Raw genomic sequence first — 23592 nt, 5'->3', positions numbered from 1 at the left:
GTTCTAGGCTTAAACCTTTAATGGTTAAATTGATGTGGCGTTACACCCAAATCTTTTGGGGGTGACACGCCTCTTTGTATGTTGGAATAATGTGAGTGAAAAAATTAAGCCGTTAATCTCACACTGTAAATTTCATGCATGTAATTTATCGGGGTCAAACCCTGTTTTAAAAAGCTGGAAAGACAGACAAAATAATCTTAAAAACAGTTTTGACAAGCAAAAATATAAACTTATGGTAGACTTGTGTATGACTTGAAAGTATACCTGATGCCATCTTTTGAGGTGTGAGCGCCTTGATGAAGCGTTGAGTTTCTAGGAATCTTGCATTCTTAAAGGTGGTTTTAGGTTGCATAAAAGCCAGTATTTACATAGTATTTAAGGCTGTCGCATTGGTGGCAACACCTCTCGACACCTTGAACTATTCACCGTTATTCCGCGGCGGGGATTTAGCTTGTTTTCTCACCCAAGCTGAGTCTCATACACTCCAGCCCGGCGAATAACCCGGTGCTCTACCTTGGTGACGGGACGCTCATACAACTTGCACTTGTGCTAAGTATGTACCGCCTGCGCACCGTCATTACGTCAACAAATGGAGGAGAAAACTATGGCAGCAAACTGCCAGGTGACCGGAGCTGTTCCCGGCTTTGGACACAGCATTTCCCACTCGCATCGTCGCAACAAGCGTCGTTTCGATCCGAACATTCAGAAGAAGCGTTACTGGGTGCCTTCACTGCGCCGCAACGTAACCCTCAACGTGTCCGCTAAGGGCATCAAAGTTATTGATGCTCGTGGTATTGATGCTGTTGTTGCAGAAATGATTGCACGCGGGGAGAAGATTTAATCATGGCTTCAAAGACCAAGGACGTACGTCCTATCATCAAGCTTAAGTCCACTGCGGGTACCGGCTACACCTACGTAACCCGCAAAAACCGTCGTAACAACCCCGACCGTATGACCCTCAAGAAATACGATCCCGTTGTTCGTAAGCACGTAGAATTCCGAGAGGAGCGATAAGACATGGCTAAGAAGTCCAAAATCGCTCGTAACGAACAGCGCAAAGAAATCGTTGCACGTTACGCAGAAAAGCGCCTAGCGCTCAAAAAGACCCTAGTCGACGAAAACGCTACTCCGGAAGAGCGCGAAGCTGCTCGTCTCGGACTGCAGAAGCTTCCTCGTAACGCTTCTCCAGTACGTGTTCGTAACCGTGACCAGATTGACGGCCGCCCCCGCGGTACTTTCCAAAAATTTGGCATTTCTCGCGTCCGTTTCCGTGAAATGGCACACCGCGGCGAATTGCCCGGTATCACCAAGTCAAGCTGGTAAGGTTTGGCTAGTAACGATTTAGCTACTGAGCTAATCGCTAGATAAACATAAAGTCTCAGGAGGGGCAACTATGGCTAAGAACCGCAGCGAACTCGTCGCAGAGGTTGCAGAGAAAGCTGGCACCAGCCAGGCAGCTGTAAACGGTGTGCTAGACGCACTATTCCAGGTATTTGAGAAGTCTGTCGCCAAAGGCGAAAAGATTACCATTCCTGGTTGGATGGCTATTGAGCGCACTGACCGCGCTGCACGCACCGGTCGCAACCCACAGACCGGGGAAACTATTCAGATTCCTGCTGGTCATGGTGTTAAGCTGACCGCTGGTTCCAAGCTGAAGGCAGCAGTCTCCAACAAGAAATAAAAACTTGTCAAAGACTTACAAAAGAGGTTGTTTCATCGAAAGATGAAGCAACCTCTTCTGTATATCTACGGGTATAGATGTTTCAGTAACCTCAAGAGGACGAAACCTCAGATACACTAGAAAAAAGTATTGGATACACAGGAGAGGAGCCACAACGGATGACACACACATCCCTCGACTGCTCGTCTTCTGAACGTACTGAACAACTACTGCGTGCATGGTGTACCGCACTAACCTCCACCTCAGTAGGAGCTCTTGCTCACGGTATTGCAGGAGGCGGTTTGCCTCACCCTATTATCTGGCTTCTCTGCACCGCACTGACAGCATTAGCTTGTTTGCCGTTTAGTACGTATCGCATATCAAAATATCTCTTAGCTGGAGCAATACTCCTTGGACAAGGATTATTGCATCTCATGCTTGCATATAGCGGGACGTCACTGACCGATACACACCGCCATCATCATGGAGCTCAACGGCTCAACTTTAGCTTGCATCTAGAGACTACTACCCACCATGCGCATCATGGGAATATGCCACTGATGGTGCTTTTTCACATCGGTGCGGCAGCAATAACTTTTGGCATGTTCTGCTATGGACAAGAAACGATTCGTCGTTGTCTCAACGCCCTAAGCCTTCGCCTGACAGAACTGTTCTGGACTCCACCGGTACACATTCACCTTCCCCGAACATACCGTGTGCCAATCTACTTTTTTGAGCAGACGCTCCATACCCTGCTACTTCTTCTTACACAGCCTCGACGAGGCCCACCTCTATTGCGTTGTTCTTTCCATAACTAAACAACACAATAGAAGGAATATATATGAAGACAGCACCATCTCGTGCACTCCATAAAACACTAATCTCTGCTCTATACGCACTATTAGTGTTAGGTTTGAGCACCTTAGCCATTACTCCAGCTCAAGCCCATGACCAACTTATTTCTACGGTTCCTGCCGATGGAGAAACCCTTAACCAGCTACCTGACAAAATCACCCTCAAATATAGTGGGAATATTTTAGATGTCGATGGAGCTAACCAAGTACGAGTAACAACCTCGACGGGGGAATCTATCGCTAGCGAATCTCCAGAAATTTCAGGAAAAGATGTCTCGACGACACTTTCAGGAGACAAAAAAGCTAACGAAACATACACCGTTACGTGGCGAGTAGTTTCTGAAGATGGACATCCCATTCAAGGAAAATACGAGTTCGTCGTCGGTGAAGGTGCACCGAAAACATCGGCTACAGAAGCAACAGCAACTCACGAAGCTTCAACCGAAAAACAGGATGCGCCAGAAACCTCTTTGATCGAGAAAAATAAAGGCATTATCTTTTCTCTCGCAACATTAGCTACGGTAGTTGCCGTTATCGTTCTCCTTCTTAAGAACAGGCGTTCTTCCTAAGGCATCTTTTTCTATCACCAAACGTTCCTAAAAGCGTTTTATTATATTTTTTGAGGAATACTCATGTTTAAGATTTCTACACCCAAAACTACTGTCCTATTGAGCTCTGTCGCTATTGGTGCGCTTGTCCTTACGGGCTGCGGAGCACAAGATACCTCAAACCATCATTCTCAAAGCTCGGCTACTCCCACATCTTCTGCAGATGCTAGCAGTACTGCTACGACACCTACAGAAACTACAACGAATGCCTCTGAGCAAAATAGTGCACTGGTCTTTTCTGATACTTGGGTTAAAGCTACAAAAGGTGGTATGACCGCGTTCTTCGGGAAAGTAAAAAACACGACGGATAAACCCATCACCATTGTTTCTGCGACGAGCTCTATCTCTGATGATACGCAACTGCATACTACAGAGAAGGACCCCGCTACCGGCTCAACGATGATGAAACAAGTGACAAGTTTTACCATCAACCCCGGAGAAGATTTTGTCTTTGAACCAGGCGGAAACCACATTATGGCAGTGGGAATGAAATGTTCCCTACCTGCAGGACTTCGTGCAAATGTCACCCTCAAAACCGAAGATGGTCAAGAGTTTGGCTTTGAAGCAGTCGCTCGCGATTATGCTGGTGCGAAAGAAGAGTATGCTCCTGGCGAGGAACATACTCCTGCAGGTAGTGAGCATTCCCACGAACATGGTGAGCATTCCCACGAACATGGTGAGCACTCCCACGAACATGGTGAGCACTCCCACGAACACGGCGAACATTCCCACGAACATGGTGAGCACTCCCATGAACACGGCGACTCACACGAAGGAATGCACCATATGGATGGCATGTCTGAAAGCGAAGACAACTCCCAAACCATGCTTCCACAATGCGCACAATAATACCTACGACATCTAAGGCGCTGATAGCGTTTTAGAAACCTCCACCTTGAGGAAACCGATGAGTGATTCTGAGCAGACCCCCGCACACATTTCTGACAAAGAAACAAGACCAGCACCAACACGTAGACACCTCGTTGCAGGTGCCCTCGGCGCAGGTATCGGAGCTCTTGCAACAGAAACAATCCATAGGATGTCTCCCGAAACCCACCAAGAAACAACAAAAGAACAAAAAGTTGCACCTCTTCAGGAATCGAGAACATCCTTTTACGGGGCACGGCAAGCTGGAATAGACACACCAGCACCAGCAATTGGGCATTTTATCGCTATCGACTTAAACGACGATACCGACGCTCAACAGCTAAGCCGTCTGCTCAGAATCCTCACCGATGACGCCGCGCAACTCACTCAAGGACACGCCCCAATCGTTGACCAAGAACCAGAACTCGCAGAAACTCCAGCGTCACTAACCATTACTTTTGGATTTGGCGAAAAAATCTTCGAGATAGCAAACCCCCGCCAAAAACCACCATGGCTCAAACCACTACCACCCTTCGCGCAAATCGACCAGCTACAAGAACGCTGGAGTGACGGCGACCTCCTCATTCAAATCTGCGCCGACGACAGAATGACCGTCGCCCATGCGCAACGAATGCTACTCAAAGACACCCGAACTTTTGGAACTATCCGATGGGTACAAGAAGGATTCCGCCACGCGTACGGATCCCAAAAACCCGGGCAGACCATGCGAAACCTCTTTGGGCAAGTTGACGGGACCGTCAACCCCACAACATCAGATAACAGCATGGAACAAGTCGTATGGGGAAAACACCCTAAGACCCCCGCATGGGAAGAGAACGGAACCTCTATCGTCATCCGACGTATCCATATGAATATCGACACCTGGGACGAAGCAGACAGAATTGCACGTGAAGACGCCGTTGGCAGAAAGCTAAGCAACGGAGCACCTCTTACCGGAGAAAAAGAACACGACATACCCGACCTCTCGGCAACAGACCACCTCGGATTTAACGTCATCGCACCCTACGCACACATACGTAGAGCAAGCCCACAAGAACCCCAAGAACGTATCCTTCGACGAGGATACAACTACGACCTTCCTGTAACAGACGCATCAGGCTTTTCACGACATGGAGAAACTACCGGAGGCATCTCCCAAAGCGGACTAATCTTCGCCTCATACCAGAGTGACCCCACACAACAATTCGTTCCCATCCAAAAACGCTTAGCACAACTCGACATGCTGAACACCTGGACGGTACCCATCGGATCAGCAGTATTTGCGATTCCCGCCGGATGCCAAGAAAATGGATTTATCGGAGAAAACCTCTTCAAACCCTCCCAGCCATAACAAGCCCATCACCACAGACACACCACACCACAACACAGGAACAACCAACCTCATGGCGCAGCGACGACTTACGCAACAAAAAACACCTCAAGAGAAGACCTCACAGCTTATCAAAGCACTCTCTTACGGGGGAGTAAGCCGCCAATGGATTTGGGCATTTCCCATATCAGCCCTGCTGCTACTTATCCTGTCATTACTCGTCACCGGCGAAAGCAACGCAACTGCTCTTGTCGACGCCGGAGCCTTTGTCCGCTGGGGGCTACCTATCGTTGAAGTACTTCATAACTTCGCCATGATGGCAACAATGGGTGCTCTCATCTTTGCTATAGGCATCATCCCACGCTTTAGGGATTCAACACTGAACACAAAAACCTTCCGAAAAAACTCCACTCAACATCAAAAACAACGAGCAGAATACCCTCCCTTTACCGCACTGCTTAACTTCGCATCAGCACTATCAGTGACTTGGACACTCACCGCTATAGCAGTGCTCGTACTTACCTACTCCGACATCTCAGGCAGACCGATAACCGCTGCAAGCTCTTACGCATCAGAACTCATCAGCTACATCACCGACATCGATGCAGGAAAAGAACAAGCCACAACAATCATCGTTGCAGCTACCGTATCAACACTCATCTTTGCGGTACGTTCACTACTAGGACTACTTATCACCTGGGGTATTTCGCTAATCGCCATCATCGATATGGCATTAGGCGGACACTCCGCCGGCGGTGCAGACCATATGGGAGCCGTCAACTCCCTCGGACTGCACCTCTTAGGAGCTATCAGCTGGTGCGGTGGGCTGATTGCGCTCGCCTACATCTCCCAGCAAATTAGCGCACCAGAAGCAGGAACCGGCACCACCGTAGAACAAGAGCGAGGCACTAATACTACTCTGAACCGTCGTGCCCCAATGGCAATTGTGGTTCTCAGAAGATACTCTGCAGTAGCACTCTTCGGATTTATTCTTATTGTTCTATCAGGAATTATTAACGCTGCTGTGCGTATGAATAATCTTTCTGAACTATTCACCACAGCCTACGGCAATATGATTCTCACAAAATTCATCCTGACCATGATGCTAGGGGTCATAGGTGCAGTTCACCGACTTTACCTCATACCTGCTATGTCACGTGGGGAAATTCGCCCCATCATCGGCATATGGCGCGCAATTATCGCTGAGATTATGATTATGGGCGCAGCAAGTGGACTAGCCGTATCACTCTCTCGAACCGCCCCGCCCGTTCCAGAAACCCTTGCAACCGACGCCCCACCTGTACGCATCATCACCTGGTACGACATGCCACCAGAACCCTCTCTCACCCATTGGGTTACACAATGGCGTTTTGACTGGCTATGGGTATTCCTCATCTGCTGTGCAGGATACTTTTACCTATGGGCCTACTATCGTGTGAAAAAAGCTGGTGGAACATGGCCCATCATGCGAACCGTCTCTTGGCTAGTTGGACTCTTCGCACTGAACTATGTCACATCCGGAGCCTTAGCCATTTACGGTCGAGTACTCTTCTCCGCGCACATGGTGGAACACATGTCACTGACCATGATTGTTCCCATTTTTCTCGTCCTTGGAGCACCTATCACACTCCTCTTGAAGGCTTTAGAACCTCGCCAAGACGGAACACGAGGCCCACGAGAATGGATTTTGAGAATTATTCACTCTCGATGGTCCAAAATCGTCACAAACCCCATCTTCGCAGCCGTTAACTTTGCGGGTTCTATCGTCATCGTCTACTTCACACCATTACTCAATTTCGTACTCTCCTACCACGTGGGCCACGAGTTGATGATTATCCATTTCTTAATGACCGGATACATTTTCTCTCTCGTGCTTATCGGCATCGACCCCATCCCGTATCGTCCTGCCTACCCCATGCGTCTCATCCTCCTCATCGCAACGTTGGGGTACCACGCATTTGTTGGTATTGCCATGATGAATATGGAAACACTACTTGCCGCATCATGGTTTGGAAACCTTGGAAGAGAATGGGGACTATCCGCCATCGACGACCAAAAACTTGGCGGATCACTCATGTGGGGGATAGGCGAACTACCCACCATGCTCATCGCTGTAGCCGTCGGTATTCAATGGGCAGCATCCGACAAAAAAGTTGCCAAACGACTAGACCGGCAAGCCGAACGAGACGGCGACGCAGACCTCAAAGCCTACAACGAAATGCTTGAAAAACTTAACGAAGAAAACTCAACATCACAATAACAACTAACGAGTTACGCGAACAGAACGCAACCACCCAAAGAACACCACCACAACTGCCACGCCAGTAGAGATAAGAACCTCATAACGGTGCTCTACACTCACACCCATAAACAGCAAAAGAGCAACTAACACAACAATAAGCACCCAATTAAGATACGGAAAAGCCCACATCTTAAGCACATCCGCACGAGCCGTCACATCAACACCCTCTGCCAAAAGAATACGGCGAGAACGAAGATGAGACACCGCAATAAAAAGCCACACAAAAATACCAGTAGCACCGGTCGTATTCACCAAAAAACTAAAAACAGCATCCGGCATAAAATAATTCAAAAGAACCGACGCAACACCCACACACGAAGAAAAAATAACCGCAACCCACGGGCTACCCACCGAAGAAATCCCACCCAAAAACCTCGGAGCATCACCGCGCGAAGCCATAGCAAACAGCATGCGAGAAGAACTATATAACGATGCATTCAAACACGAGATAAGCGCCGTAAGAACCACAATGTTCATTACAACCGCAGCATACGGAACACCAAAACTCTCAAAAACCGTCACAAAAGGTGAAACACCCGAGACAATAGACGTCCACGGAACCACACACAACGTCACAGCAATAGCACCAATATAAAAAATAAGAATACGCAACAACACAGCACGTACAGCCTTCACCACAGACTCCCGCGGATGCGTTGATTCACCAGCTGCAATAGTAACAATCTCAGCGCCAAACATTGAAAAAATGACGGCAAGAAGCGCACTAAACACAGCACCCACACCATGCGGGAAAAACCCACCATGACCAACCAACTGAAAAAGGCCCGCAGAAGAATGAGGGATAACACCTACAAGCGCCAACACACCCAACACAATCAACAGACCTAAAGCAAACACCTTAACCGAAGAAAACCAAAACTCAGATTCCCCATAAACCCGAACCGACACGAGATTTAAAAGCGTCAAAGCAAGAACAAGAACACCGGCAACCGCCCACTGCTCAAAAGCCGGAAACCACCCAGAAATAATCGTGGCAGCAGCCGTCGCCTCAATAGCAACCGTAACAGCCCAAAACCACCAATATAACCACCCCACGGTAAAACCCGCCCAAGCACCAATAAAACGATGAGCATACGCAGAAAAAGAACCAGTCTGCGGAGACGCTGAAGACAACTCACCTAACATGCGCATTACCAGAGTCAAAATAACACCAGCGAAAACATAAGAAAGAATCACAGCAGGACCAGCAACCGTAATAGCAGTAGAAGACGCCACCAAAAGACCCGCACCAATAGCCCCGCCTAAAGCAATCATCGAAAGATGACGAGGACTCAACGACTTCGTCAACGAACGTTCAGAAGGAGAAACCAACCCAACAGAACCATCAGATACTGACGACATAGAACTCTCACAATCATGAGACATAGCCAAACTGCTACTTTCTGCTAAAACGCAAACAACAACACAAGCCCATACACAACCATCAGGAAAGTGTTTTTACCGCTACATAGACTACTCCGACAAGGGGTAATAACAAAATAAAAGAGAACATCACCTATATGACACAACATCACAAAATATGACAATCTATAACAAGCACTACCTCAAGAAAAGAAATACTTTCAGACAAAAATACATCCTAAGATAGTGTAAACACACATCAACGAACCAATATCAATACGAAAGACTACCTCGAATGAACAACACAATACGCTCACACAAGGTACGCGCTAGCGAATTAACCGGACGCGGATGGTTCAACACCGGAGGCAAAGACCTCAACCTACAAAGCCTTCGCGGAAAAATTGTCATTCTCGACTTCTGGACACTCTGCTGTATCAACTGCCTCCACGTCCTCGATGAGCTACGCCCCCTCGAAGAACAATACGGCGACGTCCTCGTCACCATCGGAGTACACTCACCAAAATTTGAACACGAAGCAGACCCTAAAGCCCTCGAAGCAGCTATCGACCGGTACGACATCGCGCACCCCGTCCTCGACGACCCAGAACTAAGCACCTGGCAATCCTACACTGCACGAGCCTGGCCCACACTCGTCGTCATCGACCCCGAAGGATACATCGTTGCGCACCTCTCCGGAGAAGGACACGTTCAAGGGCTCACCACACTCGTCGAAGAACTCATCCAAGAACACAAAGAATCCGGCACTCTACGCTACGGCAACAGCCCCTACGTCCCACGCCCCAAACCACAAGGCACCCTAGCCTTCCCCGGAAAAGCTATCGAACTACCCGCCGAATACTCCGAAGAAAACATCACCACCTACCTTGTCACCGACAGTGCACGCCACCGACTCGTACAACTCAACCCCGACCTCGAAACAGCGCAACGCACCATCGGAACAACACAACGAGGATGGAAAGACGGAAACAGCGATGAAGCGCTCTTCAACGAGCCACAAGGTCTATGCCTCGTACCTGAAGAACTCCGCGAAACACTCGGATACGACATCCTCATCGCAGACACCGTCAACCACCGTATCCGCGCCCTCAACTGGAAAACCCAACGCATCACAACCATCGCTGGCAACGGTGTACAACGCCTCATCGACGGCGAAAAAGCACGCTCAAAAGACCCCAACCACATCCCAGAAAACCTCAACCCAACCGACGTTGCACTCTCCTCACCCTGGGACATCACATGGTCACACCAAGCACAAGAATTCATCATCGCCATGGCTGGAACACAACAACTCTTCAGCTACAACCCACACACCAATAGAATCCGTGTATTCGCCGGAACAGGAGCTGAAGGACTCAAAGACGGAACAACCCAAGACAGCTGGTTCGCCCAACCCTCCGGGCTAACAGAAGACCATCAAGGCAACATCTGGGTTGCAGACTCAGAAACCTCCGCACTTCGTCTCATCCGCTTTGAAAACAACACCCCACACATAGAAACAGCCATAGGCGTTGGACTTTTCGACTTCGGATACGTTGACGGAAACAGCACCACATCACGACTACAACACCCCCTCGGACTGACCGCCCTACCTGACGGATCAATAGCTATTGCTGACACCTACAACGGTGCTATCCGCCGATACCAACCCGAAACACAAGAAGTAACAACGCTCATCCGCGACCTAGACGAACCCTCAGACGTCCTTATCGAACATACAGACACCGGCGCTCGCCTAATCGTAGTAGAAGCTAACGCACACCAACTCATCCGCATCAATATCCCTGAAAATGCACAAAAAATTGATGAAGGATCATCACAAACAGCACGCCCAGCGACCTCACTCAAAGGGGAGAGCCTGCAACTCGTGGCCCGTTTTAGTGCGCCAACGAGACAAAAACTTGATTACCGTTGGGGAGACCCCACCCAGTTACAGGTATCTTCGACACCTGAAGAATTCATCCTCTCAGGAGCCGGAACATCCCAAGGGCTACAACGTTCGTTAACTCTCAACCCCCAAATTAATAATGCGGTACTACACATTACCGCTCGAGCTGCTGCCTGCGACGGAGAAGAAGGACAAGAAATTCCTGAACACGCAGCATGCCACCTCTACCAACAAGACTGGGGTATTCCCGTAGTTGTCGACGGTGAAGGAGAAGAAACACTCACTCTCGACCTACGAGGCGTAAACTCCTAAGAAAAAAGGTTTTAGGCACATCAACACAACGATGTGCCTAAAACCTTTTTTCATAAAATGTAGACCTAAAAACGAGGACGAACAACTACCTCATGATCGGAGACCTCTAAATCAGCAGAAAACGTAAACGGAACGTCCTCCTTCACTTTGTTCTGTTGACCTGTATAAAGGTCAAGTTCGGTAAATGATATTTGAGCTACCCCTGAAGATGAAGGCAACACCCACTGTCCCTCATCATTAATAACGGCCTCAGCCGTAGGATATTTCTTAATAGTCCATGAGACATTTCCTTGAACACGCCCCACAAAATCATATTCAAAAGGGCAATTTGCGGGAAATAGAGAATTTTTTGATGCACATTCATTCAAATCTGCTGACACTTGTGACGTAATAGAGTTCTGGGCGTTTTCGCTCGGTACAAGACGTAAATCTACTGTAGTTTCATGAGGGTCATTCCCCCTGACAAGAACTTTTTGCTGTTCAGCCGAATACAGGGATGACTCATAAGTTACTGAAAAAACACCAGGGTAAAGAACCGCAAAATTCTGAGATGTTGAATCAACACCCACCTTCACACCATTTACGGTTGCACTGTGCACTGCTGGTGCTTGCAATCTAATCATAGGAAGGGTTTGAGGGTCGATACGCCATTGGTCAAAGACTCCCCAATGAGAGCCGACCTTTGTTAGGTGAAAGCTACTTTGGTACGTTGACTCATCAACGACGTATTCGACATCTACTTGTGCTTTGGAACCATCATCAGTAATAGCACTATTAGTAATTGAAAATTTTTTAATCTCTGATACAGAATTTTTTAAGGCTTTCCCATCTAGTAAGGTTCCATCAGCATCAGGAATGTGAGCATCGAGAATGCCTAAAGCCCGTGCTCCTTTACCATGTTCAAGAGCCTGAAAATACTGATGTACTTGCCCTTCTGGTGCGTACACTAAACGGTTAATAAGGCTCAAAGAAATTAATGCCAGAGCTATTGCACAGAACATTCCAACAGCCCAAAAAGCTAAGATACGATCAACAGAAGAACGAAAACGCATACCACTAATGTAGCCCAGAAAATCAGTGTGAGAGAACTCAGCAAAGAACACAGAAAAAGAAGCGCCTGTGTAGAGAAGAAACTAATAAGATGAACCTATGGCAGAACATATCCATCAGGTCCCTGAAAAATACGGCGAAATTCTTGCAACCTATCATCCGCGTATCAGTTCATACCATCGCCGTCTGATAGCAGCAGTTCCTCCATCACTTGTCATTATTGCTATCGGTCTGCTACTTGCGCGTCGACGCCTTGCCCTGCCTTATACCGTTATTCTTGTGTTTGTTGTCTTAGCCGCAGCACTGTCCGTGTACTCATTTTTGAAACCAACTATTGCAGTGCGCACGAAAACACATTTTCTGATGGGGCGAACCTTCGGGTGGAGAACCATTGAGCTCAACGAAATTCACCAAACAATTTTTGCTGAACGTCTCATCGGAAAAAAATCGGTGCACAAAGCCCAAAAAGGTCTTAAAAGTTTAGGGCACCGTGGAGTACCAGCACTCTGGGCTACTAACGCACAGAAAAAAAGAATCTTCCGCATGGACGGAAGAATCTGGGACAAAAAAACGATGAAAAAGATTAGTGGCGATATCTCACCGCAAACCGTGATGTACCCGAACATCAACGTTTTGCAGATGAATAAACAACACCCCGGTCTTGTGAGCTTTAACGAATTACACCCCCAGTGGCGTTCCACCTTAGCCATTATTGTGTATTTATTGCTGCTGTCTCTCGTCGTTTCTGCAAACTTTCTGCCCACAGAAGTTCTTGAAGAGATACATCTTCTCTAAAAGAAACGAAGACTTACCCATAAAAATGATGGTGGTGTTTTCCTCTCTAACGGAAACACCACCATCATCTTTTTAAGTTGAAGGAACAGCTAATACTGCGACGAGAAACGAAGCATCAGGCGTATAAGGATATAAATCCCATGTCGAGAAACGCTGAGAAACTTCTAGCCCCGCTTCTTGAACATCAGAGAAAAAATCTTCAAAAGAATAGCCACGGCCAGCGCCAAAACCGATAACAGCTCGACCTGACGTACCCAGAACGGTAGCGAATCCGCGAAGTACCTGAACACGTGTGGACGGTGCAAGAAAAGTCATCACATTTCCGGCGCAGACAATCATGTCAAAAGGTTGAGGTGCTTCAACATCTTGCTGAGAATAACCTAACACTTCAGCTGTATCTGCCAAATCTGCGGTAATCCACTGCGCTTCAGGGCACACCCGCTGGGCCTCAGCTATTAATTCAGGATCAATATCAATACCAATAACCTGATGGCCTTGCTTCTGCAAATAAGAACCGATACGTCCGGGGCCAGCACCAGCATCTAAAATACGAGAACCGCGAGCACACATCGCATCAATCAGACGGGCCTCACCTAAAATATCAGCGCCTTGCTCTTGCATCGTCTTAAAACGTTGAATATACCACTGAGAATGACCAGGATTTTGCTCTTTTTTAATCTGCCACAACGACTTATCACGCATGATATTGACCTAACCTATATATAAAGAATGCCGGTACGTACAACGTTACCGGCATTCTTTAAAACTGTCTAAGAATCTTTGTCTGCGACAGATTCCAAAACATCATCTGTTGCAGACACAGCCTCATCTTCTTCTTCGGCAGGTTCAGTAAGCTGAGCAATAATATCTGCAAAGAACTGTTCAATATCTTGTTGCCCGCGAACAGGCCCACCCGCGACAAGAGCATCAGCACCCAACGCAACCGCCATCGGAGAACCCCAACCAAAAGCTGGCTGGAACTGGTGCTGCGGATCAACCAACGGCTCAAAAGTATCTGAAAGGCCCAGATAAGGAATCAAATCATGCTCCGAGACAATAGGATGAATCTTCACTAATGGAAGAAGCTGCTCTTGCCAGTCATCTATTTGCTCTAATAGACCTTGACACGGGCCACAACCGGGAGACACCCACAGCAAAATACGTGCCTGTGAAGAAGCAAATTCTCGTACGTTAACCTGGAAACCATCACTATTTTCTAATGTTCCAAAAGGAATAGGCAAACGAACGTACTCAGCTTCAACACCGTCATACTCTTGAAGGTAACTCTCAAGAGCAGAAGAATCTTCGAGAGAATCAGATCTCCCTACCGTAGGCGATGCGGGAACAGTTTCAGAACGATAAATAAACCACAGTGTTGACGACAAAACTACAGCTGAGAAAATCCATAGCCAGCCTTCGCTGTTCAGAGAGAAAAACTGAACCAACGCAGAATTACCGGTTTGGACAGCACCAACCAACGCACCCATCGCTGCACCAAAAAGTGCAGTATTTCGGCCAAGCGTAAATACAGAGATAGGTGCTTGCGAGCCAGAACCAAAACACTGACACGAAGCAGTATTTCCTGTGACTACCGCACGAGCGATAACAACCCAATACACCGCAAAAAGAATAACTGCGACAAAGGCCCCCAAAGCCCCAATAGGACCAGGAACTACAAGAATCCACGCCGCAAGAAATAACTCAACCCAAGGAAGAGTCTTTGCAATGAACTTTAAAGGAAGCCAACTATCTAACCTGAGATTGACCAGAGCAGTTGCGGTACTTTGAGGCTCTTTTGCCTTAGCAATACCACTAATAACAAGAACGGCAACAACCGTTAACGAACAAAGAACAAGGGGAGTCACGAATATTTCCCTAAAAATAGAGCGAATGAAGAAAACTAACTGTCTTTAAGACTAACCGCACATGCCTGAATAACCCTAGAAATACGACAAAAAACCTGAGCAAACCTAGAAAACAAGAGAGAAGAAAACTAAAAAATACGTGTCTTTGAATCAGAAGCCACTCAAAAATATAGGAGCAATAAAAAATTTCAGAACCAAAAAATCTTGATAATTAGGTTAGACTAATCTAAGTACCCTTGAATACCAATAGGGTTCTACCCCAAAAACCCAGACTAGGGAATAACACATTGACAGCTTCGCTTCGCGAAAATACATCTAAAAATATTCTGATAAGAGCAATAGCAGTACTCTTTGCCACCTTCATCCTCTTATCATCAGCACCTACACAAGTTCTTGCGGCACCAGCTCAGAACAGCTCAACCCCCAGCAGTGCAGTAGAGCAAACTCTGCCAATCTGCGAAAAAGGCGCAACCAACCCAGACGGAACACAACGCAACCACCAAGACTACGCGTTGTGCATGGCAGCAGAAATTAACCAAGCCATCGCCGCCTACAAAAATAAGGATTACAACAAAACTTTAGATGATATCGGCGAAGCATACTTTGGATGGTACGAAAACTCGCTAGAACCAGCCTCCATGACACTATCGGGAAACCGAAAAGTCAAAATGGAAGGGCGCTTCACTCGCGTAAAACTAGCTATCAAAGCTGACCCCGGAAACCCCGACGTTATTCAACAACTAGAAACCATCAAAACCGCAGTGGCACGAGACGCCATGGTACTTGACGGAGTATCACCAGCAGACTCTCCCGAATCTATCGGAAACAAACTACTTGAAGCACACCACGTAGAAAAAGCAGACCCCACCGTCCAACGATGGGTAGACTTCAGCACCGCGATGACCCTACTACTACGTGAAGGACTCGAAGCACTCCTCGTCGTTGTCGCGATTGTGCTCTACCTCGTCAAAAGTGGCAATAAAAACCTCGTCAAATACGTGTACTTCGGTGTCGCTGCAGCTATCGCTCTATCCTTCCTGCTCGCCTGGGGACTTTCTGAACTGCTCGGTGGAACAGGACAAGCATCAGAACTGCTCGAAGGCATCACCATGTTCCTCGCCGTAGGTATGCTCTTCTACGTTTCCAACTGGATGCTCTCAAAATCCTCCGGAAAAAACTGGTCACAATACATCAACGGAATGGTTAAAACCTCCGTATCAGCAGGAGCAGCAAAAGCTCTCGTCTTTGCAGCCTTCCTCGCCGTCATCCGAGAAGGAGCAGAACTCGTCTTGTTCTACGCCGCATCCTTCTCCGGCGGAAAAAGCGACCCCCTCTGGATAGCCTTAGGATTCTTCGCCGGTGTTGCTCTTCTCGCAATTATTTTCCTCATCTTCCGCTTTGGCGGAGCAAAACTACCAGTACGCCCCATCTTCATGGGAACTTCCATCATGCTCTTTATCATGTGTATCTCCTTCGTCGGAAAAGGCGTACAAGAACTTAAAGAAGCAAACGTCATCCTTGGAAGCACCAACCTGCCATGGATGGAATACTACATTCCAGAACTAGGAATATACCCCCAAGCAGAAACACTGCTACCGCAAATCATTCTCTTCGTTGCCAGCGTATGGATTATCTTGTCCCATACCCTACGAGAGCGTCGCGAACGCCGCGAAGCAGAACAAGAAAAACAACAGTCCTTAGCTAAAAACTAAGGGCCACACAAAAACTTCACCCATTGAGGTGTAAAAAGAGGAAAACCCTCGACACAATAAATATCCTCACCATACAGGTACGGATATTCATTGCGACATAAATATCTAAGGAGAAACTCCATGGAACTAGGTAAGAAGACCCTCGTTACCTTGGCATCACTTGCTATCGCAACGACCGCGCTAGCAGGCTGCACCAAGAACGAAGAATCAAAAACTGCAGATGAAGCAAAAGCAACCGCCAGCGTGAGCGCAGAAGCTAAAGCTAGCGACGAAGCAGCTGCACCTGAAGAAGAAGCAGAAGGCGCAGTAGCAGCCAACAAACGCCCCGACGAATGCGGACTTCAGGAACAAGCCGGACCAGAAGCTGACTTTGGACCTTTCATCGGTGCAATCCACTTCTTCCAACCAGGACAAATGTTCGACAACCCCAAGTCAACCATGAAAATGCTTGACTACAAAGACTCACAAATGCACCTTGAGTTCGATCTCAAAGCAACAGAGTTCGCAACCAACTGGGGTTACTCCGTCGACGAAACCCCTGCTGACCTACACCTCATGTACAAGCTCGACAACAGCGAAGGCAAAACTGTTGCAAGCGGCATGATGATGGAAATGAACGCAATCGACGGTTCACACTACGGCACCAACCTGCCAAAGGACTCCATCACCGAACCCGGCGACTACACCCTCACCGTCACCATCTACCCACCCAACAACTACGACCTACATCAAGACTACATCACTGGTGTACCTGCACGCGGCTGGTTCAAACCACTCACCGCTGTGATGCCATGGAAGATTACTCAGGAAAACCTCGACATCGTCAAGGAAAACACTGTAGAAAACTTCATGGAACCATCTGAAGCATGTAAAGACTACCCAGTCAAGATGTTCGAAGATCCAGCAGCTCAAAAAGCAATGGAAAAAGCAGAATCTGAAACTGCTGTTCCTATGAACATGTAAGCTAACCCGTAGCTAACAAGTGGGGCGCCCTCAAGAAAAGTCTTGAGGGCGCCCCACCCGTTTAATATCAGAAACAACTAAATACCAGTCGTACGATAAATCCAGTCACGCTCAGGAGCAGAAATAGACATAAACGAATTAGACTTTGACTTAGGCCAATAAGCAACAGTTACACCAGAAAGCACTCCATTGCACACAAGAGACCCTCCAGAATCACCTGTTACGAGGAAGCCACCGCGGTCGTTATAACCACGAAGCTGCGCTGAATTAGAGTTCTTAATAGAAGTACTCGCATAACGAATCTTCATCTTCAAACCTCGCTGACGTTGAGCATAAGAACTCTCAGAATCAATGTTGTCCTCCCACAAGCCGTAACCATACGCCGTGCAACGAGCATTTTTAAGATCTTCTGCAGTGCCACCATCACGCAAACGATAAGTTGCCACACGAGCTTTGGCTAAACCTGGTACATGCACCAACGCCATATCCTTATTTTCATCTGGATGGGTGACGATTCGGTCGATACCAGAATTTGGGCCGGTATACTGATTCTCTGGAAGATTCCAGTTAATACGAGGATTTCCCCAAACAACACGACTTGACCATGTGTTGACACCAATATCATCCACACAATGTTTTGCTGTAAGAACCCACCCATTACCAATATGGCTACCGCTACACAATAAGTCTGGTGCTTTATAACCATAAGCCCATAACCGAACAGTTGCGCTCTGATTAGAATTGAACCCTCCAACTACTGCATGAGCAGGTGCTGCTACCGGCGCCACGAAAACAGTACTCAACGCAGCTGCCGCAAGGAAACGTAATTTCTTGAACCTAGCCATAACATATTCCTACCTTCTTCATTGACACGCATAGTGCGGTCTTCCCCTCGACGTCGAGGCGTAACCTAAACCGCAAATAATTGTGATACGCACAACCAAATATGCGTTGTCGTTGATAGGAAATATCATAAAACGCCAGAACAAAAAACTCTGTCCCCATAAGGGTATACATTATTCACTAATGGTACTTTTAGCGCGCTAAACCGCGAATATAATGACGAAGAAAAAAGTTCTGCACTGCCACTGACCTGTCATATATCCACAGATAGCCATAACCTTCTTTCCAATACACTCTTCTCATTGTAGGTTTAATGAAAAATTAAGTTTGTCTTTGAACTTAGACTACTAACTCCCTTATGAAACAGGTGCTCTTATGTCGTTTAAAAGCTGGTTGCTTCGTTCTAGCGTAGTGCTATGTATCAGTTCCCTACTATGCGGATGCTCTGCTCAAGAACCGGTATCTGAAAAAGATAAGATGAACTCGCCTTCAGCTTCCATGACGGCAAGTGTTAGCGCGTCAGCTTCTTCGTCAGCTGGTACTTCATCTACGTCAGAATCCGAAAATGCTTCTACATCACCTGATGATGTTAACGAGTCTGGTCTGACAGCAGAGGAACAAAAGAAAGTTGATGCTGGTGAGTATGTTGCGGCTTCTGTAAAGCATCGTGCGTTTAATGTGCCGAAGCCTGTTTTTCCTGAGGCTGCTCGTGAAGAGACTTTAGAAGGTGCTGAGGCGTTTATTCGGTATTGGGTTGATTTGCGTAATTATGCTTCGAGTACGGGGGATGTGGATGATATTTCTCGTATTACTGCGCCGGATAATGATTATGAGCAGGATTTTTATCGGGACCTGAAAAAGGGGTATTTAGAGGGTGCTTGGCTTGTTGACTTTGTTATGAAAGTTGATTTTGAGGATAACGATTTTGTTTTGGGCGAAGACGGGACTTATCGTTTTCTAATTCGACCATCTTTTAGCGATTCGTATAACTGTACTGGTAGTAGTAGGTGTGAGCCTGAAACTGGGGATTTATTTAAAGGACGACCAGGCTCTGTCGCTTTATATTATGACCAGAATCAATGGACCTTTGTTGCATTGTTAGGGGTTGAAGGAATTGATTACAACGAATAAAAGGTTATTGATAGTTATATTATCTGTACTGTCTATTTTGTGTACAAGTAGTATTTCTTATGCCTTAGATACCAAGATAGATACTAAACGATATAAAGAATTTATTGAGTTAAAAATATCAAGCCGTATACCTGAATCTTCTCGCCGAAAGGCTCATCCTCAAGCTCCTCCGAATGCGTATATCACTGCTACCGGTATTCCCATTATCGCTAATTCGTCGGGTGGGCAGAGTGCGATTTCATATGCTGGTCCGCAGATAGAGTATCGTCTTGTTCGCTATTGTGATGGTAAGAAACGTTGTGTGCCTCCTCGTTGCGGGCTTTTTGCTGATGATGTTGCACATCGGGTTCAATCTTCTTCTGGCAATGGTTGGTCAGATACTGGTAAAACATGGTGCCCGTCTCGTGGTTCTCGCCCAGCAGGAGTCGCACCAGACCCATCTGGTGCTGATAATACCGAAGCCGAGCTGGACTCTGACGTCATTGAATTTCCAGTGTTTTCTGGTGAAGATTTTGAACGATTAGTTATTGACGCGCCCGAGATTGTTGTTGAACCGGGCGCTGATACTTTGGTGAACTACCATACAAACTTTATGGTCAAAGCTCACCCTCAAGATTTTGATGTGGAGGTTCTTGGGTTTCCTGTAAAAGTTCGTGCCGTGCCCGTGGGTTATGTATTTGATTATGGTGATGGTGCATCCTCGGGTGTGCTTAGCTCACCTGGGAAAGTTTTAGGTGATGGAGTATGGGATGAGCAAACACCAACAAGTCATCAGTATTCTTCTACCGGTAATGTGCAGGTGAATGTTTCTGTTGTGTATTCGGGGGAGTACTCCGTGGGAGACGGTGGGGTATGGCTACCTGTTTCTGGTGTGAACGTTGTACAAGGCTCCGCCGATGTCGCTATATGGTCTGTGCGTTCTGACCTCGTAGATCGATGAACTTGATGACAAGAAGTCGTATTTCACTTCTCTTTTTCTAGTAAAGAAAAAAGTGAAAGTTAGAACGTTAGTATTCTTTTCTTTCTAGCTGGATAACACGATCATGCTGGTGCGCAAAAATATTATCGTGCGTTACTGTTATGACTGAGGCGCCAAAATCATGAGCTGCGCCAAATAATAAATCGATAATCTTTGATTTATTTTTGTCATCTAGTGAAGCAGTGGGTTCATCAGCCAAAATAACCTGTGGTTTCATAATAATTGCTCTAGCAAAGACAGCTCGAGCTCTTTCACCTCCGGAACATTCAAGAGGTTTTTTCTTGAGTATATAGGATAGCCCAATAGCCTCAATGATATCGTTGAATCTTTGATGTTCTTTTAATGTTCGGTTTTTCGAATATATGAGTGGAAGTTTTATATTATCCTCGATACTTAAAGAATTAATGAGAGCTGATTCTTGTAAAGCAAATCCAATATTTTTATTTCTTAACTTTGCTAACTCTCTATCAGAAAGTTTTTGCGTAGATTTCCCGAATAGTGTATAAGTGCCAGAGTATGAGGTGTCGATAAGGCCCAATATGTTGAGTAACGTGCTTTTCCCTGAGCCGGACTCTCCAACAACAGCAACTTTTTCTCCTTGTTCAACAACGAGGGAAAAATTTTGAAGAAGCTTTATTTGCTGTTTTTTATTACGATAGACTTTTTCTTCTAGATATATTTCTAATATATTATTCATTCTATAACTCCTACAGAGATAGGGATTTTTTGTATTTTACGTAAAGTGATATTTACTGTTATTATTGTTATGAAAATATTAAAAATAAATACAGTAAATATTCCAGTCCAATCCATTTCAATCAATCCTAAAAACCCATATGTTACAAAAGATGATTCTTTATTTATCCAAAAGTTTTGCCTAGAGTATGCAGTTGATAAAAATATAGCCACTAAGGTTATAGTAGAAACTCCTATATGATATAGGTATAATAGATTTCGAAGCTTTTTGTAACTTAAGCCTACTAGTAAATTGATTGTGAAATCACGAATCATTACTCTTGCTGAAGATATTGAGCTCCAAAGTAACAGAAGTGTAATTATCGCAACTAATGCACCTGTTATGTATACAATAAATTTCATGGAAGAGTAAAAATATTCATTGTAAAAATCAATATTTTCTTGTTGGCTGTAGTAATTGAAACTAACATTTATTTTATTGTGAATATATTTTTTTAATGAGGAAATTTTTTGTTCGTTGGTCTCTGTAAGAATAAGGTCCATTAATCCGTTTAGCTTAAAAGCTGTGTTGGCTTGATTAATGTATGAGTCATTTACCGGAATGACAATTGAGAAGTTATAATATTGTTTAGAATCGAGGGCATAATAGTTAGAGTGCGATACATTTGGTTTCATGATTCCCACTACTTTAATATTTATATTTCTTTCTAAGGCAGGATCATAAATCTTAAGGTGGGTACCTAACGGATACTCTTTTGAGAGTCCAAATCCAACTAAAATTGGAATCTCAGTATCTTCTTCTATGGTATCGGCAAAGGACAAATCGTTTCCTTCGTAAAGAGGGAACTTGTTTATTTCATTGTATTTTTTATTAATATATGTTGCAGATACTTCGATATCTTGTTTGTTAGTTAAGTTTGTTATAAGACCATCGGTAAAAAAAGCATAATTATAGTTTGAGCTAATGTAATTATAAATATCATTCATATTAGTAGATGATATTTTTTCGGGGTCTATTATGGACTCTGGGTCAAGATTTTCAATAAAAGTACCGTCATGGTTGATTTTTTCTATCTCCAAATGTCCTTCAGTGCTTGAATGGGCAGCGCGAGAGGCTGTAAAAATTAGATAATTAGTTATAAAGAGTAAGATTATTGAAATTATTGCAAGAATAGGTTTGCGAAAGAAAAAATTTCGGAAAAAAAATTGGAATATTTTCATTGGTGCCTCAGGAGAAATGTGCTAATCATGATATAGGTGAGTAAAATTATGTATAAATATATATGGTTAAATAGACTCAACCTTAATGCTGTATTAATTAAAATAAAAAATAATAGGCAAGTACTTAGGATAAATAACGATTCAATAAAATATCTAGCTCTAATAGCCTTTAATGTGCACCCAGAGAGCATTCTGCATCTTACTTCAATACGAAATTTTGTAAATGACTGATAATAAAATGCTAACATTATTGCTGACATAGTGGCTATTAATGATAGCTTGTAGTCTATAACATACTTAAAATATCTTGATATCATTGCAGATTCTGAGGCTTTGCCTTCGATGAATAAGATGAAGCTTAAGAACGAAAATAGTATCGCGTATAAAGATAATAATTCAATACGTTTATCCCATCTTAATAATGATTTAGGTGGCAATCCTCGCATTCTTTCTATCCCTAACTAATTTTAATCTGACTCGGGGGGGGCGCTAACCGTATTCCATTTCTAGCTACTGTGGAGCCAAAGTGAAGGCTAAAGCCTATCTATTATGTCCCCATCGGAATTGAGTTGTTTGATTAGAGCCCCAGTCGAAGAGGTTGTCCCAGACTGAACCGGTAGTCTTCCCTGTCCATGCGTACCTGAACATCAAGACTTTACCGTTTCTCGTGTATTTGAACCAGGCGTTTCTGTACCCTGAACCGTTATAGTTCCAGGCTGCTCCATCGTATCTTACTTGGAAGACTTCTCTGGTAGAAGCTCCGTTAAGGTGATTTCCAAAGGTCGCTGCTTGGGCACTAGGTGCCCCTCCTAGTGCCAAAGCTGAGGCGACTCCGAGTGCGATAACCTTGTTTTTGAGTGTTTTTTTCATATCGTATAACTTCCTTGTTATAAGAGTTTTACGGTTAGCGTTCCCCTGTCTGCAACGCTACGCTTGTAGTAAATATTAAGCAATACTTTTAATGATTTTAATGTTAAAAATTTTTATATCTGCAGTAAGAGGCTGCCAAATCTATCTCTGTAGCTGGGTTCCCTTGAGACAAAGGGTAGAATCCTTGTCCCTTGTGCATCAAATAAAAATGGTATGCAGCTGTGAGAATAGTACGCATATGCTGGGCGCTCTAAATAAATTTC

The 23592-nt window shown here is 45.5% G+C and carries 23 protein-coding genes; 15 read left to right on the top strand and 8 right to left on the bottom strand.

The features are described 5' to 3' along the window. The first annotated feature begins 604 nt into the window (after window positions 1-604). The 9 genes from rpmB to ACN08W_RS07980 all read left to right on the top strand — a co-directional run bounded on the left by rpmB (window position 605) and on the right by ACN08W_RS07980 (window position 7579). Window positions 605-841 carry a 50S ribosomal protein L28 gene (gene rpmB, locus ACN08W_RS08020; RefSeq protein ID WP_419102422.1) on the top strand — a complete coding sequence of 79 codons (237 nt, stop codon included), beginning with the start codon at window positions 605-607 and terminating at the stop codon, window positions 839-841. A 2-nt stretch (window positions 842-843) separates the two neighbouring features. Continuing rightward, window positions 844-1014 carry a 50S ribosomal protein L33 gene (gene rpmG / locus ACN08W_RS08015; RefSeq protein ID WP_145175751.1) on the top strand — a complete coding sequence of 57 codons (171 nt, stop codon included), beginning with the start codon at window positions 844-846 and terminating at the stop codon, window positions 1012-1014. Window positions 1015-1017: 3 nt separating this feature from the next. Further along, the gene (gene rpsN, locus ACN08W_RS08010; RefSeq protein ID WP_419102421.1) at window positions 1018-1323 is read left to right on the top strand and encodes a 30S ribosomal protein S14; all 306 of its coding nucleotides are present in this window, start codon (window positions 1018-1020) and stop codon (window positions 1321-1323) included. 70 nt (window positions 1324-1393) lie between these two features. Then, window positions 1394-1681: an HU family DNA-binding protein gene (locus ACN08W_RS08005; protein ID WP_419102420.1), complete on the top strand. Its 288-nt coding sequence runs from the start codon at window positions 1394-1396 to the stop codon at window positions 1679-1681. Window positions 1682-1839: 158 nt separating this feature from the next. Then, a complete protein-coding gene (locus ACN08W_RS08000; RefSeq protein ID WP_419109227.1) occupies window positions 1840-2478 on the top strand; it encodes a hypothetical protein in 639 nt (212 codons plus the stop codon). A 23-nt stretch (window positions 2479-2501) separates the two neighbouring features. Next, a complete protein-coding gene (locus ACN08W_RS07995; RefSeq protein WP_419107508.1) occupies window positions 2502-3083 on the top strand; it encodes a copper resistance CopC family protein in 582 nt (193 codons plus the stop codon). A 63-nt stretch (window positions 3084-3146) separates the two neighbouring features. Then, window positions 3147-3971, top strand: a complete 825-nt coding sequence (locus ACN08W_RS07990; protein WP_419109226.1) for a copper chaperone PCu(A)C — start codon at window positions 3147-3149, stop codon at window positions 3969-3971. 58 nt (window positions 3972-4029) lie between these two features. After that, window positions 4030-5340, top strand: a complete 1311-nt coding sequence (locus ACN08W_RS07985; protein ID WP_419109225.1) for a Dyp-type peroxidase — start codon at window positions 4030-4032, stop codon at window positions 5338-5340. Beyond that, on the top strand, window positions 5297-7579 hold the full coding sequence (locus ACN08W_RS07980; protein ID WP_419109224.1) for a cytochrome c oxidase assembly protein: 2283 nt from the start codon (window positions 5297-5299) through the stop codon (window positions 7577-7579). The genes ACN08W_RS07985 and ACN08W_RS07980 overlap by 44 nt, the downstream gene beginning before the upstream one ends. Window positions 7580-7582: 3 nt before the next feature. On the opposite strand, the gene ACN08W_RS07975 is transcribed toward ACN08W_RS07980, so the two are convergent. Next, entirely contained in the window at window positions 7583-8983 is a 1401-nt protein-coding gene (locus ACN08W_RS07975) for an amino acid permease (RefSeq protein ID WP_419109223.1), read from the bottom strand. A 295-nt stretch (window positions 8984-9278) separates the two neighbouring features. Here ACN08W_RS07975 and ACN08W_RS07970 point away from each other — a divergent pair, with 295 nt between their 5' ends. Next, the gene (locus ACN08W_RS07970) at window positions 9279-11204 is read left to right on the top strand and encodes an NHL domain-containing thioredoxin family protein (RefSeq protein WP_419109222.1); all 1926 of its coding nucleotides are present in this window, start codon (window positions 9279-9281) and stop codon (window positions 11202-11204) included. Window positions 11205-11269: 65 nt separating this feature from the next. Here the strand turns inward: ACN08W_RS07970 and ACN08W_RS07965 are convergent, their stop codons facing one another. Continuing rightward, window positions 11270-12256 (bottom strand): hypothetical protein, encoded by a 987-nt coding sequence (locus ACN08W_RS07965; protein WP_419109221.1) that lies wholly within the window; start codon window positions 12254-12256, stop codon window positions 11270-11272. Window positions 12257-12353: 97 nt separating this feature from the next. Here ACN08W_RS07965 and ACN08W_RS07960 point away from each other — a divergent pair, with 97 nt between their 5' ends. Further along, a complete protein-coding gene (locus ACN08W_RS07960; RefSeq protein ID WP_419102411.1) occupies window positions 12354-13049 on the top strand; it encodes a hypothetical protein in 696 nt (231 codons plus the stop codon). A gap of 72 nt (window positions 13050-13121) precedes the next feature. On the opposite strand, the gene ACN08W_RS07955 is transcribed toward ACN08W_RS07960, so the two are convergent. Beyond that, window positions 13122-13751, bottom strand: a complete 630-nt coding sequence (locus ACN08W_RS07955) for a class I SAM-dependent methyltransferase (RefSeq protein ID WP_419109220.1) — start codon at window positions 13749-13751, stop codon at window positions 13122-13124. A gap of 68 nt (window positions 13752-13819) precedes the next feature. Next, entirely contained in the window at window positions 13820-14914 is a 1095-nt protein-coding gene (locus ACN08W_RS07950) for a MauE/DoxX family redox-associated membrane protein (RefSeq protein ID WP_419109219.1), read from the bottom strand. A gap of 287 nt (window positions 14915-15201) precedes the next feature. On the opposite strand from ACN08W_RS07950, the gene ACN08W_RS07945 reads away from it, so the two are divergent. After that, window positions 15202-16626: an FTR1 family iron permease gene (locus ACN08W_RS07945; RefSeq protein ID WP_419109218.1), complete on the top strand. Its 1425-nt coding sequence runs from the start codon at window positions 15202-15204 to the stop codon at window positions 16624-16626. A 120-nt stretch (window positions 16627-16746) separates the two neighbouring features. Continuing rightward, complete coding sequence (locus tag ACN08W_RS07940; protein WP_419109217.1) at window positions 16747-17589, top strand: iron transporter; 843 nt, start codon at window positions 16747-16749, stop codon at window positions 17587-17589. Between the two features lie 77 nt (window positions 17590-17666). On the opposite strand, the gene ACN08W_RS07935 is transcribed toward ACN08W_RS07940, so the two are convergent. Next, entirely contained in the window at window positions 17667-18434 is a 768-nt protein-coding gene (locus tag ACN08W_RS07935; protein ID WP_419109216.1) for a trypsin-like serine protease, read from the bottom strand. A 373-nt stretch (window positions 18435-18807) separates the two neighbouring features. On the opposite strand from ACN08W_RS07935, the gene ACN08W_RS07930 reads away from it, so the two are divergent. Continuing rightward, entirely contained in the window at window positions 18808-19563 is a 756-nt protein-coding gene (locus tag ACN08W_RS07930; RefSeq protein WP_419109215.1) for a DUF6318 family protein, read from the top strand. Between the two features lie 37 nt (window positions 19564-19600). Next, window positions 19601-20503 carry a hypothetical protein gene (locus ACN08W_RS07925; protein WP_419109214.1) on the top strand — a complete coding sequence of 301 codons (903 nt, stop codon included), beginning with the start codon at window positions 19601-19603 and terminating at the stop codon, window positions 20501-20503. Window positions 20504-20570: 67 nt separating this feature from the next. Here the strand turns inward: ACN08W_RS07925 and ACN08W_RS07920 are convergent, their stop codons facing one another. From ACN08W_RS07920 to ACN08W_RS07910, 3 genes are all read right to left on the bottom strand, one after another. Then, window positions 20571-21239, bottom strand: a complete 669-nt coding sequence (locus tag ACN08W_RS07920; RefSeq protein ID WP_419109213.1) for an ABC transporter ATP-binding protein — start codon at window positions 21237-21239, stop codon at window positions 20571-20573. Then, window positions 21236-22459 (bottom strand): hypothetical protein, encoded by a 1224-nt coding sequence (locus ACN08W_RS07915; protein ID WP_419109212.1) that lies wholly within the window; start codon window positions 22457-22459, stop codon window positions 21236-21238. The genes ACN08W_RS07920 and ACN08W_RS07915 overlap by 4 nt, the downstream gene beginning before the upstream one ends. Before the next feature lie 540 nt (window positions 22460-22999). Further along, complete coding sequence (locus ACN08W_RS07910; RefSeq protein ID WP_419109211.1) at window positions 23000-23329, bottom strand: hypothetical protein; 330 nt, start codon at window positions 23327-23329, stop codon at window positions 23000-23002. Window positions 23330-23592: the final 263 nt, after the last annotated feature.

The sequence above is a fragment of the Rothia sp. CCM 9419 genome (assembly GCF_048512815.1).
In the GTDB taxonomy this organism is placed as follows: domain Bacteria; phylum Actinomycetota; class Actinomycetes; order Actinomycetales; family Micrococcaceae; genus Rothia.
The sequence above is the reverse complement of the archived record's forward strand: the minus strand, read 5'-3'. Positions and strand labels throughout refer to the sequence as shown.